General features: G+C 71.8%; 19 protein-coding genes. 12 read left to right on the plus strand and 7 right to left on the minus strand.

The window, feature by feature from the left end:
* Nucleotides 1-18 precede the first annotated feature (18 nt).
* The 7 genes from EXU32_RS17135 to EXU32_RS08395 all read left to right on the plus strand — a co-directional run bounded on the left by EXU32_RS17135 (nucleotide 19) and on the right by EXU32_RS08395 (nucleotide 3,610).
* Nucleotides 19-156, plus strand: coding sequence for a hypothetical protein (locus EXU32_RS17135; protein ID WP_165399622.1), 138 nt, complete (start codon nucleotides 19-21; stop codon nucleotides 154-156).
* 40 nt (nucleotides 157-196) lie between these two features.
* Nucleotides 197-997 (plus strand): DnaB-like helicase C-terminal domain-containing protein, encoded by an 801-nt coding sequence (locus EXU32_RS08375; protein WP_130629490.1) that lies wholly within the window; start codon nucleotides 197-199, stop codon nucleotides 995-997.
* A 245-nt stretch (nucleotides 998-1,242) separates the two neighbouring features.
* Nucleotides 1,243-1,431, plus strand: coding sequence for a hypothetical protein (locus tag EXU32_RS08380; protein ID WP_130629491.1), 189 nt, complete (start codon nucleotides 1,243-1,245; stop codon nucleotides 1,429-1,431).
* Nucleotides 1,432-1,456: 25 nt separating this feature from the next.
* Complete coding sequence (locus EXU32_RS17140; protein ID WP_165399623.1) at nucleotides 1,457-1,603, plus strand: hypothetical protein; 147 nt, start codon at nucleotides 1,457-1,459, stop codon at nucleotides 1,601-1,603.
* A gap of 122 nt (nucleotides 1,604-1,725) precedes the next feature.
* A complete protein-coding gene (locus EXU32_RS08385; protein ID WP_165399624.1) occupies nucleotides 1,726-2,733 on the plus strand; it encodes a thermonuclease family protein in 1,008 nt (335 codons plus the stop codon).
* A 119-nt stretch (nucleotides 2,734-2,852) separates the two neighbouring features.
* Nucleotides 2,853-3,263, plus strand: coding sequence for a helix-turn-helix domain-containing protein (locus tag EXU32_RS17145; RefSeq protein ID WP_165399625.1), 411 nt, complete (start codon nucleotides 2,853-2,855; stop codon nucleotides 3,261-3,263).
* 20 nt (nucleotides 3,264-3,283) lie between these two features.
* Nucleotides 3,284-3,610, plus strand: a complete 327-nt coding sequence (locus EXU32_RS08395; protein WP_130629493.1) for a HepT-like ribonuclease domain-containing protein — start codon at nucleotides 3,284-3,286, stop codon at nucleotides 3,608-3,610.
* Nucleotides 3,611-3,621: 11 nt separating this feature from the next.
* On the opposite strand, the gene EXU32_RS08400 is transcribed toward EXU32_RS08395, so the two are convergent.
* The 3 genes from EXU32_RS08400 to EXU32_RS08410 all read right to left on the minus strand — a co-directional run bounded on the left by EXU32_RS08400 (nucleotide 3,622) and on the right by EXU32_RS08410 (nucleotide 5,491).
* On the minus strand, nucleotides 3,622-4,518 hold the full coding sequence (locus tag EXU32_RS08400) for a dihydrodipicolinate synthase family protein (protein ID WP_207233924.1): 897 nt from the start codon (nucleotides 4,516-4,518) through the stop codon (nucleotides 3,622-3,624).
* Between the two features lie 41 nt (nucleotides 4,519-4,559).
* Entirely contained in the window at nucleotides 4,560-5,126 is a 567-nt protein-coding gene (locus EXU32_RS08405) for an antibiotic biosynthesis monooxygenase (RefSeq protein ID WP_130629494.1), read from the minus strand.
* 92 nt (nucleotides 5,127-5,218) lie between these two features.
* Nucleotides 5,219-5,491, minus strand: a complete 273-nt coding sequence (locus EXU32_RS08410; RefSeq protein ID WP_130629495.1) for a hypothetical protein — start codon at nucleotides 5,489-5,491, stop codon at nucleotides 5,219-5,221.
* Nucleotides 5,492-5,634: 143 nt separating this feature from the next.
* Between EXU32_RS08410 and EXU32_RS17325 the strand changes: the two genes are divergently transcribed.
* From EXU32_RS17325 to EXU32_RS08425, 3 genes are read left to right on the plus strand one after another with little or no spacing between them, the layout of a single operon-like run.
* The gene (locus EXU32_RS17325) at nucleotides 5,635-6,489 is read left to right on the plus strand and encodes a hypothetical protein (protein ID WP_207233893.1); all 855 of its coding nucleotides are present in this window, start codon (nucleotides 5,635-5,637) and stop codon (nucleotides 6,487-6,489) included.
* A gap of 58 nt (nucleotides 6,490-6,547) precedes the next feature.
* Nucleotides 6,548-7,597: an LLM class flavin-dependent oxidoreductase gene (locus tag EXU32_RS08420; protein WP_130629496.1), complete on the plus strand. Its 1,050-nt coding sequence runs from the start codon at nucleotides 6,548-6,550 to the stop codon at nucleotides 7,595-7,597.
* Nucleotides 7,598-7,624: 27 nt separating this feature from the next.
* Nucleotides 7,625-8,269, plus strand: a complete 645-nt coding sequence (locus tag EXU32_RS08425) for an NAD(P)-dependent oxidoreductase (RefSeq protein WP_130629497.1) — start codon at nucleotides 7,625-7,627, stop codon at nucleotides 8,267-8,269.
* A gap of 10 nt (nucleotides 8,270-8,279) precedes the next feature.
* Here EXU32_RS08425 and EXU32_RS08430 read toward each other — a convergent pair whose 3' ends face one another.
* The gene (locus EXU32_RS08430) at nucleotides 8,280-8,786 is read right to left on the minus strand and encodes a hypothetical protein (protein ID WP_130629498.1); all 507 of its coding nucleotides are present in this window, start codon (nucleotides 8,784-8,786) and stop codon (nucleotides 8,280-8,282) included.
* On the opposite strand from EXU32_RS08430, the gene EXU32_RS08435 reads away from it, so the two are divergent.
* Together EXU32_RS08435 and EXU32_RS17605 are read left to right on the plus strand one after the other, a co-directional pair.
* A complete protein-coding gene (locus EXU32_RS08435; protein ID WP_130629499.1) occupies nucleotides 8,770-9,306 on the plus strand; it encodes a hypothetical protein in 537 nt (178 codons plus the stop codon). The genes EXU32_RS08430 and EXU32_RS08435 overlap by 17 nt on opposite strands.
* On the plus strand, nucleotides 9,303-9,428 hold the full coding sequence (locus EXU32_RS17605; RefSeq protein WP_278044460.1) for a hypothetical protein: 126 nt from the start codon (nucleotides 9,303-9,305) through the stop codon (nucleotides 9,426-9,428). The genes EXU32_RS08435 and EXU32_RS17605 overlap by 4 nt, the downstream gene beginning before the upstream one ends.
* Before the next feature lie 54 nt (nucleotides 9,429-9,482).
* Here EXU32_RS17605 and EXU32_RS08440 read toward each other — a convergent pair whose 3' ends face one another.
* From EXU32_RS08440 to EXU32_RS08450, 3 genes are all read right to left on the minus strand, one after another.
* Entirely contained in the window at nucleotides 9,483-10,562 is a 1,080-nt protein-coding gene (locus tag EXU32_RS08440) for an NADH:flavin oxidoreductase (protein ID WP_130629500.1), read from the minus strand.
* 202 nt (nucleotides 10,563-10,764) lie between these two features.
* Entirely contained in the window at nucleotides 10,765-11,007 is a 243-nt protein-coding gene (locus EXU32_RS08445) for a hypothetical protein (protein WP_130629501.1), read from the minus strand.
* Nucleotides 11,008-11,052: 45 nt separating this feature from the next.
* On the minus strand, nucleotides 11,053-13,824 hold the full coding sequence (locus tag EXU32_RS08450; RefSeq protein ID WP_130629502.1) for a LuxR C-terminal-related transcriptional regulator: 2,772 nt from the start codon (nucleotides 13,822-13,824) through the stop codon (nucleotides 11,053-11,055).
* Between the last annotated feature and the right edge of the window lie 82 nt (nucleotides 13,825-13,906).

Here is a 13,906-nt window from a genome sequence, read left to right on the forward strand (position 1 = left end):
GTGCTCATCACGCGGGCCATGAAGAGCGACCTGACGAGACAGCAGGACGAGATCATCACCCTGAGGAACGCCGTTCAAGGTTCCACCCAACTGACGGACCTGCGGCTCCTCGACATCCTCGCCTGGACCAGCAGGGGAAAGAGCCCCTTGGCCTGACCGGGCGAACCTTGTCGGTGGGCTTTCATATCGTGACGCCATGGAGCTCGGAGTTGAAGCCATAGGCCGCGTCGTCTCACGCCTGCTCGGCAAGACCAACGCGCCGGTCGATCGGAACATGGTCATCCCCACCAGCCTGCATGACCTCGACTCGCTACTCGCCGGGGGTCTGCGCACCGGGCAGACCACCGTGGTCGCTGCCCGCAGCGGGGATGGCGCGTCCACCTTCGCCCTTGGCGTCGCACGCTCGGCGGCCCTCCACCACCAACTACCGACGGTGGTCATCGCGCCCGGCGCCCCCGAGTCGGAGGTCGTCATGCGGCTGATCTCGGCAGAGACCCACATCCCGCTACAGCGGCTGCGTAGAGGTGACTTCGACGACAGCGAGGCCCAGCGCCTGCGCGAGTGGGAGGAGCGCATCACCTCGAAGCATCTGTCCGTCAGGGCCGCCAAGCCCCCGGCAGGCACCCTCGTCGACTCCGTCGTCGCCGTGATGCACGAGGACGATGTCAGGGTCGTCATTGTCGACAGCATCGCGACCATCGGTGCATCCGCCCGCGAGGACGTCGCGTCCATGGCCGCGTGGGCGCGCGAGCACCATCTCGCGCTCGTGCTTGTCACCGGAGCTCTGCAACCGACCACTGGCGAGGGGGGCCCGCCCCAACTGACCGAACTGCGCGATTACGACGCCGTCGTCGACCTCGTCGACGCGGTGCTGATGCTCGAGCAGGCCGACCCACCACAGGCGATCATCCACGTCGTCAAGCACCGCTACGGACCGACCGGCAGCGTCCACGTCGCGCACATCGCGCACTGCTGCTCCTACGCCAACCTGCCGTGAATCCCCTTCCATCCCTCCCTGGCGGCGTTCGCCCTCAGCGGCTGAGCCAGTCGGTGAGGGCATCAGCCGGATCCCCTTCCCCGTTCTCGGTCGTGTGCACGAGCAAACCGTGTCTGGACCACACTCACCCGAGACGTCCCCTCCCTTCGCTCCTATCTCGTCGACGTCGTGATCCCGGCTCTCGGCTGAGCTCGAACAGGGTCGGCACACACCGATCACACCTACATGCGCCGTACGCTGATGAGATGGCCACCAAGCCCCGCCGATGGGAGACCCGCGTCTCGTCCGAGACCGACGAGCAGGTAGCTCGCGGCGACGTAACGCTGATGGACCTGGCCCTCTTCGATGCCCTCGTCGAGTCCCTGGAGACGCCGGACCCCGCGCCCGCTCTGCGTCGCAAGGCTCGGGCACCGCGCCAGACTCGACTCGACTGATCCACAGCCTCCACAACAACTTCCCATGACGGCCTCGGTTACCTCGACCGCCAACGACCCGGCGGCTCCCTTCGCCGCTCTGGTCAGCAAGCCGGTGTGCGCCTACCCGACCCACCCCCAGCTCACCGGCAGCGACCCGACCCGGTCGGACAGCTACAGCTGCGTCGAGTAGCGGGGCGCGTCCGGTCACCGCCTCGTCCGAAGGGAGCGCCGACACCATCCGATCGGATGAGTCGGCGCTCCCTCCCTTCGGCCTAGTCTCTGGCTCACCAGGACAGCAAGCGAGGGGAAGTCATGATCAGGTCAACACGTGCGGGGTCGATGCAGGGGCGAAGGGGGCCACGCGCCACGGTGATGGCCGCCGGCATCCTTGCTCTCGTGCTGACGGGGTGCACCCCCGGGGACGCGTCAGGCGGGGACTCGGATCCTTCCGCGTCCGCCAGCGACGCGGCCGAGGCCGGGTCCGACCTCGCCGCCGCCGAGACCGCGACACCCACCGCTGACAGCACGTCGAAGCAGTCCCCCTCCGCGTCGAAGAGCTCGTCGAAGAGTTCAGCGACAAAGGCCGCTGCCGCAGGATCGGGGCAGGCGTCGACCCGTCGCCTCTACCGCGTCACGCGGGTCGTCGACGGGGACACCGTCCGCGTCGACCTCAACGGCGGCGAGGCGGTCCGGATCATCGGCATCGACGCACCCGAGAGCGTCCACCCCGACAAGCCCGTGGAGTGCGGAGGCCCCGCGGCCTCCGAGGCGGCACGCGCGATGCTGAGCGGCAAGCGGGTCGCTCTCGTCTTCGACCCCACCCAGGCCCGCCGTGACCGGTACGACCGACTGCTGGCGTACGTCGAGATCCCGGACAAGGGTGACTTCGGCAAGATCATGCTGCAGAAGGGTCATGCGCGGGAGTACACCTACGCCGCGCCGTACCAGCGCCAGGCTGCCTACCGCGCGGCCGAGCGACAGGCTCGCTCGTCCGACCTCGGGGTCTGGGGCCAGTGCACGCAGCAGCAGCCCTCGAGCGCTCCGTCCACCGCACCGGCACCGACGTCCGCGCCGCCGACCACTCCGGCGCCCGCGCCTGCCCCGGCACCTGCACCCGCACCCGAGCCGGCGCCTCAACCCAAGCCCGTCCCCAAGCCGGCCCCGCCCGCTCCGCCTGCCCCGCCGGCACCTCCGGCCGTCGTGTCACCCGGCCCTGGATGGACCACCGACGCCCTGACGCCTGGCTACACCGGCTGCCGCCAGGGCTACCCCGGCGGCAAGATCAACGGCGTCTACTGGTGGAAGCCGATCGCCTGCTGACCGCAAGAGCCACCTGCTTTGCCACAACGCTCATGCACGGCCGGCGATGTATATCGATGTCGATATTGGCGGGCTACGCTAAGTCCATGGACATCCGAGCACGTCGGCAAGCGGCTGGCATGAGCCAAGCCGCGCTCGCGCGCGCGGCCCGAGTGCCACAGCCCAACATCTCCGCCTACGAAAATGGGCGCCGCAGGCCTACCGCGGAAGTGCTCGAGCGCATCGCGACCGCTCTTGACGTGCCTCTCGCAGTCCGTCTCGATACTCACCGGGACGCCATAGTCGCCGCCGTCACCGAGCACCACGCCATGCACCCGCGCCTCTTCGGGTCGATCGCACGCGGAGATGCCGGCGTCGGATCCGACGTGGATCTCCTCGTCGACTTCACCGACGAGGCCTCGCTCCTCGACGAGGTCGGTCTGCGGCTCGCGCTGCGCGATCTCCTCGAGGTCGAGGTCGACGTGGTCGGGTCGGACTCACTGCGCGGCGACGTGCGCGACCGGATCCTCCACGAGGCGATACCGCTGTGAAAGGACCGGACACGAAGGCAGTGGACGCTGCCAGAGGGGTCGTCTCCGTCTGCGACGCCCTGGCGGACATGGTCGGTTCGGACTTCGACATCTTCGCCGCCGACCAGCGCACCCAGTGGGCCGTGGAGATGGGCCTCATCCGCATCGGCGAAGGGATCAATCGCATCCCGGCTGACGTGCTGCTCCGGTTCCCGGATCAGCCCTGGCGCAAGATGGTGGCGATGCGCAACTTCGCAGCTCACCAGTACGACGACCTTGACCCCAGACGGGTGTGGACCACGCTGACCCGGGACGTCCCCGCCCTCCGCTCCTATCTGGTCGAGGTCGTCATCCCGGGGCTGAGTTGACGGTCGAACGCTCAGCCCACCAGACCGAGCCGAGCCACCACCTCGACGACCCGCGCGCGTTGGTCGTCGGCAAGCCCCTGGATCGGCAGCGGCAGGCAGTGCGGCGCCACCAGGCCGAGGTGCTCGGCGATGGCCGCGACGACGCGCAGGCTCCCTCCGTACTCGGCGAAGAGATCCCACAACGGCGTCAACCGGTCCGACGCTGCGAGGGCGTCGGCGATCCTCCCTTCGCCCACGGCACGGGTGATCTCGAGAGCCGGCTGCGGGAGGGTGCCGCCGATGACGGAGTACCAGGCCTCGCAGCCCGCGGCGAGGCCGGCCGCGGCCATACCGTCGCCCGAGACCCCGATGGTCACGTGCTCGGGGACCACGGCCCGGATCGCCGCGACGTGCTCACGGGCCGCCGCCGGGTCGGCGGGCACCCCCGGGATCTTGATCGACGCGATGCCGGGCAGCTCGGCGATGCGGCCGTAGAGCTCGGTGGAGAAGCGGAAGTGCGTCGTCCCCGGGTTGTCGTAGACGACGACCGGCAGGTCGGTGCTCTCGGTGACGGTGCGGAAGAGCGCGTGGACGTCGTCGTCGGTGAGCGGCTGGTAGGTCATCGGGGCGAGCAGCACTCCCTTCGCCCCCGCCTCCTCGGCACCGGCGACGTGCTCGAGCACGTGCGAGGTGCGCAGCGCCCCGACCCCGACGATGACGGGAGTGGACCCGGCGTGCTCGACGGCGAGCCGGGCGACCCGGGCCCGCTCCCCCGCGGTGAGGTAGGCGTAGGAGCCGGTCGAGCCGAGTGCGGTGATCGAGTCCACCCCTGCCCCGGCGAGGCGCTCGACGAGCCCGGCGAAGGCCCGCTCGTCCACGACGTCGTCCACGAGCGGGGTCAGGGGGAAGGCGCTCAGCCCAGCGGGCAGCACCCGGGCGGGAACCACGGAGGAACCTATGGCCGGCATGCTCACCGCCCCCTCGGCACGAGGAACCAGCGCATGGCCTTGGTCAGCACGGGTGAGACGAGGAAGACCATCCCGGCGACGATGAGGACGACATTGATCGCCGTCGACAGCAGGAAGGGCAGACCCAGGTCCTTCCACACCGGCGCGACGAGCCACAGCACGAGCGAGGCGAGGGGCCAGATGCCCATCCACGTGACGACCGCCGTCTTCCACCGCGGGACCACGACGCCGCGCGGCACGTCCGGACCGAGGAACCACTCGTCGATCGCGCTCAGCCGCCGGTGCTCCGGCTCGCCCTCGGCGTGCGGACGCATCCGGGCGAAGATCTCCCGGCGCTGCGCCGACCCGTCCCACCGCGCGAGGTCGTCCTGCGAGGCGAAGTTGACCACGACCTGGTGCTGACCGCCCTCGGCCTCGGGCGGGATCAGCTCGGCCCCGAGGAATCCGTGATGCGCTCGCATCAGGCCGAACATCTCCCGGACCAGCTCCTCGTACTGCGCCGCGTGCCCGGGCCGTGCGCGTCGCCGCGCGATCCGGGTGACGGCCGACTGGTTGGTGCCATCCGACATGTGAACCACGCCTTCATCCGCCGGGCGCAGCTGTCGCCGCGTCGATCGCCACATCCAACCACGCAAGCTTCACGGTCGTCGTCGTCGTTCCGTCAGGCGCTCAGGGACAAGATGCGCTCGACCGCAGCGGGATAGGCGGCGACGACCTCCTCGATGTCGACGAGCTGCGGCAGGTCCTCGGCTCCCTGGTGCTCCAGGAGGTAGGTGATCGTCGCCCGGGCGGTGGCCTCGTCGTCACCGAGCCTGCCGTCGCTGCTCGACTCGGCCTCGACGAGCGAGAGCCGCATCGTCGTGGTGCCCTCGTCGGTGGCCACCCGCACCACGTACTCCCCATCGCCCTGCGGGGTGATCTCGAAGTCCTGCATCGGACTCTCCCTTCTCCTGTCCTCTCCAGATGACACCCGGCCCGCCGGGGAGTCAAGGTGACCGCGGTGCCTGCGGCCCCCTTCGGCAGGGGTCTGGGTCGGGGTGGTCGTCCGGGGCTGGCCAACGGGCTTATGGTCGCCACATGGTCAACTTCGCGCAGGTCACCCCCCAGGACGTCCAGGAGGCGGTCTCCGAGTACGACCGTCTCGGTCAGGACGAGTTCCTGAGCGGGCACGGCTTCGGCCGCAGCCGCGGGTACGAGCTGCTGCTCGACGGCAAGGCCTACGACTCCAAGGCCGTGCTCGGGGTGGCCCACCGGTACGCGAGCGGGACCCTCGCCACCAGCAGCGAGTTCAGCGGCGGCAGGTTCGGGGCGGCCAAGGTGCTGCGGGACCTGGGCTTCGACGTCACCGAGCCCGCTGCCTCCTCACCCGAGGTCGTCCCCGCCACCGGCGCCTGGCGCGACGTCTCGGACATGGGCTCCGACGCGGCCCGCGAGGCGTGGAGCGCCGCCGCGCGCCCCGTGCTGCTCGACATCGCCCGCCGGTACCAGGCGGTCATCACCTACAGCGAGCTGTCGGCCGAGATCCAGCGACAGACCGGCATCCGCACCAAGCAGGGACTGCAGCACTGGATCGGCAAGGTCCTCGAGCGGATCGCCATCGACTGCCACGACCAGGAGGAGCCCAACCTGAGCTCCCTCGTCGTCAACAGCTCCGGGAGCGTCGGCGCCGGCTACGCGGCAGCCGTCCGCACCAGCGGCGGGGAGGAGCCCGCGGACCTCGACGACCACGCCGCCGCCGAGCGACTGGCCTGCCACCGGCACTTCGAGGCCGCCGACCTGCCGGCCGGCGGCGGCACCCCTGCCCTGTCCCCGCAACTGGCCCAGCGCCGCGAGCGCATCCGCAGCCGGGCGACTCCTCCGCCGGAGCCGGTCCTGTGCCCGACCTGCTTCATCGCGCTGCCGTCATCGGGGCAGTGCGACGGCTGCTCCTGAGGCCCCCCTCGTCCGGCACCACGGGAATTGATTGCCGCGACAACCTGTTGGACGCACCATGCAGGCTTTCGGATTCTTGAGCTTCGGGCACTACGGCCACGGCAGCGGTCCGGGTGACCCCGACGCCCGCCAGGCGCTGCACGACGCCGTCGAGATCGGTGTCGGCGCGGACCAGATCGGGGTCAACGGCGCCTACTTCCGCGTCCACCACTTCGCGCGGCAGGGCGCCGCACCGATGCCGGTGCTCGCGGCCATCGCCGCCCGGACCCGGCACATCGAGGTCGGCACCGGCGTCATCGACATGCGCTACGAGACGCCCCTGCAGCTCGCCGAGGAGGCCGCCGCACTCGACCTGATCTCCGACGGCCGCGTCGCCCTCGGGGTCAGCCGCGGGTCACCGGAGCCGGCGAAGCGTGGGTGGGAGGCCTTCGGTCACACCGGGTCCAGCGACCCCCGTGGCGTCGACCTCGCCTACGAGCACTTCGACTCCTTCATGTCCGCGATCCGCGGGGAGCAGGTCGTCGACGCCGACCCCACGAGCGGACCGGCCGGGCGGCTGCGCCTGGAGCCGCACTCCCCCGGTCTCGACCGCCGCATCTGGTGGGGCGCCGGCTCCCGCGAGACCGCGGAGTGGACCGCCCGGCAGGGGGTCAACCTGATGAGCTCGACCCTGCTCACCGAGGCCACCGGGGCCTCCTTCGGCGAGCTGCAAGCCGAGCAGATCGAGCGCTACCGGGCGACCTGGCGCGAGGCCGGGCACGACTGGGCGCCACGGGTGTCGGTCTCCCGCAGCATCTTCCCGATCGTCAGCGACCTCGACCGCCACTTCTTCGGGCTGCAGGGCCAGGGCAGCAGCGACCAGGTCGGCGTCATCGACGGCCTCCGCTCGACCTTCGGCAAGACCTACGCCGCCGAGCCCGACGTGCTCGTCGAGCAGCTGCTGGCCGACCCGGCCATCGCGGCCGCCGACACGGTCATGCTCACCATCCCCAGCCAGCTCGGCGTCGACTACAACCTGCACATCCTCGACAGCTTCGCCCAGCACGTCGCCCCCGCCCTCGGGTGGCGCCGCAACAGCGACGGTCCCGTCGCCCCCCTTCCTGCCTGATCCCCCACCCCACACAAAGGAACCCACATGAGCACCATCGTCATCTTCGGCGGAACCGGCTACGCCGGCGGCAACATCGCGCGCGAGGCGGTCACCCGCGGCCACCAGGTCATCTCCTACAGCCGCACCGCTCCCACCGAGACCGCCGAGGGCGTCGAGTACCGCACCGGCTCGCTCACCGACGACGCCGTGCTCGCGCAGGCCGCGACGGAGGCCGACGACCTCGTCGTCGCCACCCACGGCGCGGACGTCGGCGGCTCGCCGCTCGTCGACCACGTCGCCCGGCTCACCTCGGCCGCGATCGAGCACGGCGCTCGCCTGTCCTTCGTCGGTGGCGCCGGCACGCTCGACGTGGCGAAGGGGGGTCCCCGCCTCGTCGACACCCCCGAGTTCAACGACGAGTGGAAGCCCGAGGCCCTCTCCCACGCCAAGGTGCTGGACGCCTTGCGCTCCGGCACGCAGGACCTCGACTGGTTCTACGTCTCCCCCGCCGCACTCTTCGGCGCGTGGGCACCGGGCGAGACCACCGGCGCCTACCGCGTCAGCGACGACGAGCTGATCGTCAAGGAGGACGGCAACTCGGAGATCTCCGGCACCGACTTCGCCAAGGCCTACGTCGACGAGATCGAGCAGCGCAAGCACCCGCGACAGCGGTTCGGCGTCGGGCACTGAGCCAGGCGGGTCACCTCGTCCCGGCAAACACCGCCGTCTTGACCCAGGTCGTGGTGGGCGCGCCCTTGTTGACGGAGCGCTGCACGGTCCACGCCTGGGTGCGGTTGGCGAAGGTGCCCGCGATCGACTGGTCGGTCAGCAACTCGGAGCCGTCTGAGCAGCTGTACCAGCTGAACTTCCCACCCCAGTGCTGATCGTGGTCGTGCGAGACGACTGAGCAGCGGGTGCCGTCCTTGAGGTCGACGTACATCGGGATCGGGCCGGCGTCGCGCGGGTACATCTCCCCGTCCCAGTTGTCCACGGTCGGTGAGGTGAAGCGGACCGCCTTGTGCCCCAGCGGGTCCGTGATGCACGTCGTCACGCCGCCGTCAGCGAAGGTGCACGCCTTGATGCCCGCGGCGGTGGGCCCGCAGGTGAAGAGCTCGACCTGGTAGGAGTAGGCCGTCGTCGTGAGCCCGCCCGGCGCGCACACGTCCTCGGCGACCTGCTCGACGCTCCAGGTGTCGTCGATCCACAACTTCGCGATCGTCGTCGGCGCCGTCGCGGGGCCACCGCTCCCCGCGGTGGAGGAACCGGTGCCGCTCGGCGTGCTGCTCGGCGCGCTCGTGGTGCTCGATGCCGCTGTGCGGGTGGACGTGGTCGGCCGGGTCGAGGACGACGTGGTGGTCGTGGACGACGACGTGGAGGACGGTGACGTGGTCACCGTGACCTCGCTGCTCGACGTGGTCTGCGACGACTGGGTCGTCGTCACCGTCACGCTCGCGTCCTCTGCCCCGTCCGCACTGCAGGCGGACACGCCGACAGCCAGGACCGGGACGGCCATCCACGAGATGATGCTGCGTCGCATGCCTACCCCCTTGTGCCGTGACCCCCTGCCACGACCTGTCTCAAGCACACCCGATCCGCAGGACCGACGCAAGCGCTGCAGCCCCGCGTCGTCGGATCGACACCTCAGAGGTCACCATCCGATGACAACCTGCGAACGGTCGCGGTTCAGGCAGCACGGCCGCGAGCTCGGTGCCACCGTGGAGACATGAACCTCACTGGTGCCATCCTCACGGTGGCCGGGATGGTCTCGGTCGCCTCGCTCCCCTTTGTCATGGCCTGGGTCGAGGAGACCTTCATGACCGACACCCGGGTCAAGCAGCGACCGCACTGACCGGATCGTCACGACAGGCAGGAGCCCGCGAGCCTCACCGCTCCCGCCTACCAGTCAGGCCCCGGCCGACGCGCCGACGAAGTCCGGCCACCCGGCGTCGAGGTACTCCACGAAGGTCTCGCTGACCCGCTCGGCGTGCAGGTGCTCGCGGCTCACCGGCAGCGGCGCCATCGCGAAGGCATGGTCGCTCTCGGCCTGCCGGGGGAAGTCGTGGTGCACGATCGCCGCGCGTCCGAGGTCGACGAAGTCCGCTCCCTTCGACAGGCACCACCGCGCCTGCTGCGCCGAGCGGATCTTGCCCGCGACGCCGAGCCGCGTCAGGCCGCGCGGCAGCGAGGTGAAGGCGTCGATGAGCAGGTCGCCCTCCTCGTCGACGGTCATGAAGGCGTCCCAGAGCGACATGTCGACGTAGTCGGCGAGCCCGGACTCGAGGACCCACCCCGCGACGGTGACGCCCTCGTCGAGGACGATGCCGTTGCCCTGCGGCGTCAGGCGGATGCCGACCTGGAAGTCGGCGCCGGTGCTCTCGCGGATGCCGCGCAGCACCTCGAAGGTGATCCGGGCCCGGTCCTCGAGCGAGCCTCCGTAGCCGTCGGTGCGGTGGTTGTGCCGGCCGTCGAGGAACTGGCAGAGCAGGTAGCCGTGCGCGCCGTGGATCTCGACGCCGTCGAAGCCGGCCCGCTCGGCGCGCTGCGCCCCGAGGACGAAGTCCTCCACGACCTGCTGCACCTCGGCCGTGGTGAGGGCACGGGCGTCGTTGTCCGGGTCGTCGAAGGGAGCGACATTGGGCACGCCCGTCACGCTCGGGTCGGAGCGCCGACCAGCGTGGTGCAGCTGCACCGACGAGACGCTGCCGGCGGCGCGGATGCCGTCGGCCAGCCGGGTCAGCCCCGGCAGGTGCCGGTCGTCGCTGATGCCGAGCTGGCCCGCCCAGGCCTGCCCCTCGCGGGCCACGTAGGTCGCGCAGGTCATCGTCAGACCGAAGCCGCCCTCGGCCCGGGCGACGAGCCAGTCGTACTCGTCGTCGGAGAGGGTCCCGTCAGCGTGGCTCTGCGTGTTGGTGAGCGGTGCCAGGGCGAGACGGTTGGCCCAGGTCGGGCCGTGGGTGAGGTCGAGGGACTCGTGGAGCGTCATGGGTCGATCGTCTCAACCCGCGCGGGACGCCCAGTACCCCGGTCCCACCGTGGTGCCCACAATGGGCAAGCGACGGGGCCTCGTCGACTCGACGAGGCCCCGGTCCCTCTCCCCCCGGAGTGTGGTGTGGCGACCGAGGCTGACGCTAGGCGCTGCGCGCCGGTCCCACCCCAGTGGTCGGCTACTGGTCTACGCACGCGGCCTACTGGGTGGCAGGCGGGACAGCGGCCTCGGTCGGCGGGGTCGCGGCCTCGGTCGGCGGGGTCGCGGCCTCCCAGGCGAGCTTGGCCCGCGCCACCTCCAGCAGCGCAGGGACCGACTCGAGCGGCACCCCGAGGGCCGCCGCGATCACGAGATCGTCGTAGCCGGCGCGCTCCAGACGCAGCGCGACCCCGTTGGCGGGCGACATCTCGTCGACCCGCCGGTCCCACTCGTCGCCTCTCATGACCCCACGGTAGGTACCGAGCGACCGCCGTCCCTCAGTGGCGGGCTACTGGGCTCGCGAGCGGGAGTGTCCGGGCGTCGACCGCGGCAGGTACCGCGCGAGGTCGCTCCTGGAGGTGATGCCCAGCTTGGCGAAGGCCTGGTAGAGGTGCGACTCGACGGTGCGTACGGACAGCACCAGCCGGTCGGCGATGGCGGCATTGCTCAGGCCGGCCGCGGCCAGGGTCGCCACCTCCTCCTCCCGCCGGCTGAGCCGGACGCCGTGGTCGTCGACCATCACCGCTGGCCGCAGCGCCGCGTCGACCCGTAGCGCCAGGCCGTCCGTGCGGGCCGACAGCCGGCGGGCGCCCTCGGCCGAGCCCGCGTCACGGTGGGCCTGCGCCGAGGCGCGCGCCGCCTCGATCGCCAGCGGGACCAGCCCGCGCTCCGCGAAGCGCTCGGCGACGTCCTCGAGCGCCGGCCCGTCGTTGCCGCGCAGGGCCTCGGCGTGGTCGGCGAGCAGGGTCGGGTACTCGCACTCGGCCCCGGCGGCGATCTGGCGAAGGGAGGTGGTCACGTCCTTGCTCCGGTCCCCCAGGCGACAGGCCAGGTGCAGCAGCCAGGCGCGGTCGAGCTCCAGCTCGGGGTGCCGACCGGCGCCCTCCAGGGCCACGGCCACGGCGGCGGAGGCGCCCCTGTCGGCCGCGGTGAGCCAGGCCTGCGCGCAGACGATGTCGACGGTCAGCCGGGTGACCCCCGCGCCCTGGCGCGACGCCTGGGCCCGGTCGAGCCACTGGCGTGCCTTGTCGGGCCGGCCGCTGAGCGAGGCGGTCTGGCTCAGGAGCACCTGTGCCCAGGTGAGCGAGTCGGCCAGGTCGACCTCGCCGAAGTCGGCGACTGCGTCGAGCAGCACGGCGCGGGCCTGCTCGGGTCGGCCGGCGAGGATCAGGCACCGCCCGAGACCCAGGCCGGTCAGCCCCCGGTTGATCGCGTCGGGGCTGTCGGCCGCCTGATGGTGGATGGCCTCCAGGCCCGGGAGGACGTCGGCGACGCGACCGTCGAGCATCGCGGAGAAGAGCGCCTGCAGGTCCGCCTCGGCGGCCAGGCTCGCGGCCCGACCGGTCGCTCCGACGGGGAACCGGCGCATGCGCTCCCACACGATCGCGGCGCGCCGGTGCAGGCCCAGCACCGCGAGGGCCTCACCAGTGGTCTCCAGGAGCAGCACCTGCTGCGGCACGGGCAGGTCCGAGCGGTCGAGGAGCGGCTCGGCGATGTCCAGCGCCTCCCGTGCCCGCCCGCGGCCGATGGCGAGGGCCGCGCGGTAGGCCGCGACCCGGTCCGCGGCGCGGCTCCCCGCCCCGGTCTGGACACCGTCGGCCCCGGCCGGGGCACCGTCGGCCCCCACCCGACCCGCGACCCGGTCCAGCACAGCGAGCACCTCGTCAGCGCGCCCGAGCGCCAGACCCGTCACCCAGTAGCGGACGTCGACGTAGTCGTCGACCGAGTCCTGGTCACCGTCGGCGAGCACCGCGGGCTCGAGGCGGGCGAGCAGCTGGTCCGCCTCGTCGATCTGGCTGCTGCCGACGAGGGCGCGCGCGAGCTCGATGACCAGGCGGGCACGGACGGGCGTGTGGTGGTCGGCGCCCGCGGCCAGCGCCGAGCGCGCCAGCCGCTCGGCGAGATCATGGGCAAAGGCGTGGTTGGCCCGCGCAGCCGCCTCGAGCAGCGCGTCCTGCGAGACCGGCTGACCTGCCTCGAGGCGCCACCGGGCGATCCGCACGGCCTCGGCCCGGGCCAGCTGCGGGTCCGCGGCCGCATAGGCGTCGGCCAGGTCGCCGACGAGCCGGCGCCGGGAGACCCGCCCGACCCGGTCGAGGACGACCTCGCCGTAGAGCGGATGGGCCAGGCGCAGCACACCGCGCCCGATCTGCCCGTCGACGTGGACGAGGTCGGCCTCCTCGAGCGAGGCGAGCACCTCGGTCGGGGCGACGCGCTCTGCGACCTCCAGCGGCAGCGGCTCACCGAGGGCCACGAGGGCCAGGGCCCGTCTCTGCTCGGGGTCGAGCAGCGCCAGCCGGGCCCAGACGGCGTCGACGAGGCGAGGGGCGAGCACCACCTCGGTGTCCCAGACCCACACGTCGTCGCGCTGCACGAGCGACCCGTGCTCGACGGCGGCGGTGACCAGCTCCCGCGCGTAGAGGATGTTGCCTCCGCTGACCGTCGCCAGCCGCGTCAGGGTGCGGGCACTGACCAGCCCGCCGAGCGCGTGACCGATCACCTCGCCCATCTCCTTGTGCGAGAAGGGCTGCAGGTCGACCCGCAGCGTCAGGCCGTCCTTCCACAGGGAGGTGATCGGGTCCGGCACCCGCTCCCCCCGACGGACCGAGACGACCGGGACGATGACCCCGTCGAGGCACAGCTGGAGCAGCAGCGCGGCGCTGCCGTGGTCGAGGTGCTGGGCGTCGTCGACGAGGAGCACGGTGCCCCGCTCGGAGCGCATCGCCGAGGCGAAGGCCGCGTGCCACGCTGCCCGGTCCATCGGGTCGTGGGTCCCCTCGGGCAGCAGGTGCAGGACCGCCCCGTAGGGGGTCAGTGCCCCCGCCTCGGTGGCGATGATGGACAGCGTGGTCATCCCCTGCTCGCTGGCCCACCGGCCGACCTCCCGGACCAGTCGGGTCTTGCCGACTCCTGCGGGAGCGACCACGACCGCTCCGGCCGGCCGCGACGTGCCGTCCCCGAGCGTCCGGGTGATCACGTCGAGCTCGTCCGCGCGTCCGCGGAAGGGCCACTCCGCGTGCAGCGCGCGCTCGAGGGCGGGGTCGTCGTGGCCTGGCGTCACGGCAGTTCCACCCGTGATCGCCGCAGCGCTCGTCCCAGCATGTCCGGCCTCCTCGACGGGTCCAGACTATCGCCGGGGTCGC

The sequence above is a fragment of the Janibacter limosus genome (assembly GCF_004295485.1).
Lineage (GTDB): Bacteria > Actinomycetota > Actinomycetes > Actinomycetales > Dermatophilaceae > Janibacter > Janibacter limosus_A.

What these genes read in the sequence shown, in the direction of transcription:
- EXU32_RS08425 (WP_130629497.1), top strand. Translation starts at nt 7,625, where the DNA reads ATGAGCACCATCGTCATCTTCGGCGGAACCGGCTACGCCGGCGGCAAC.
- EXU32_RS08420 (WP_130629496.1), top strand. Translation starts at nt 6,548, where the DNA reads ATGCAGGCTTTCGGATTCTTGAGCTTCGGGCACTACGGCCACGGCAGC.
- EXU32_RS17605 (WP_278044460.1), top strand. Translation starts at nt 9,303, where the DNA reads ATGAACCTCACTGGTGCCATCCTCACGGTGGCCGGGATGGTCTCGGTC.
- EXU32_RS08445 (WP_130629501.1), bottom strand. Translation starts at nt 11,007, where the DNA reads ATGAGAGGCGACGAGTGGGACCGGCGGGTCGACGAGATGTCGCCCGCC.
- EXU32_RS08380 (WP_130629491.1), top strand. Translation starts at nt 1,243, where the DNA reads ATGGCCACCAAGCCCCGCCGATGGGAGACCCGCGTCTCGTCCGAGACC.
- EXU32_RS17140 (WP_165399623.1), top strand. Translation starts at nt 1,457, where the DNA reads ATGACGGCCTCGGTTACCTCGACCGCCAACGACCCGGCGGCTCCCTTC.
- EXU32_RS17325 (WP_207233893.1), top strand. Translation starts at nt 5,635, where the DNA reads ATGGTCAACTTCGCGCAGGTCACCCCCCAGGACGTCCAGGAGGCGGTC.
- EXU32_RS08410 (WP_130629495.1), bottom strand. Translation starts at nt 5,491, where the DNA reads ATGCAGGACTTCGAGATCACCCCGCAGGGCGATGGGGAGTACGTGGTG.
- EXU32_RS17145 (WP_165399625.1), top strand. Translation starts at nt 2,853, where the DNA reads ATGAGCCAAGCCGCGCTCGCGCGCGCGGCCCGAGTGCCACAGCCCAAC.
- EXU32_RS17135 (WP_165399622.1), top strand. Translation starts at nt 19, where the DNA reads ATGAAGAGCGACCTGACGAGACAGCAGGACGAGATCATCACCCTGAGG.
- EXU32_RS08440 (WP_130629500.1), bottom strand. Translation starts at nt 10,562, where the DNA reads ATGACGCTCCACGAGTCCCTCGACCTCACCCACGGCCCGACCTGGGCC.
- EXU32_RS08385 (WP_165399624.1), top strand. Translation starts at nt 1,726, where the DNA reads ATGATCAGGTCAACACGTGCGGGGTCGATGCAGGGGCGAAGGGGGCCA.
- EXU32_RS08405 (WP_130629494.1), bottom strand. Translation starts at nt 5,126, where the DNA reads ATGTCGGATGGCACCAACCAGTCGGCCGTCACCCGGATCGCGCGGCGA.
- EXU32_RS08375 (WP_130629490.1), top strand. Translation starts at nt 197, where the DNA reads ATGGAGCTCGGAGTTGAAGCCATAGGCCGCGTCGTCTCACGCCTGCTC.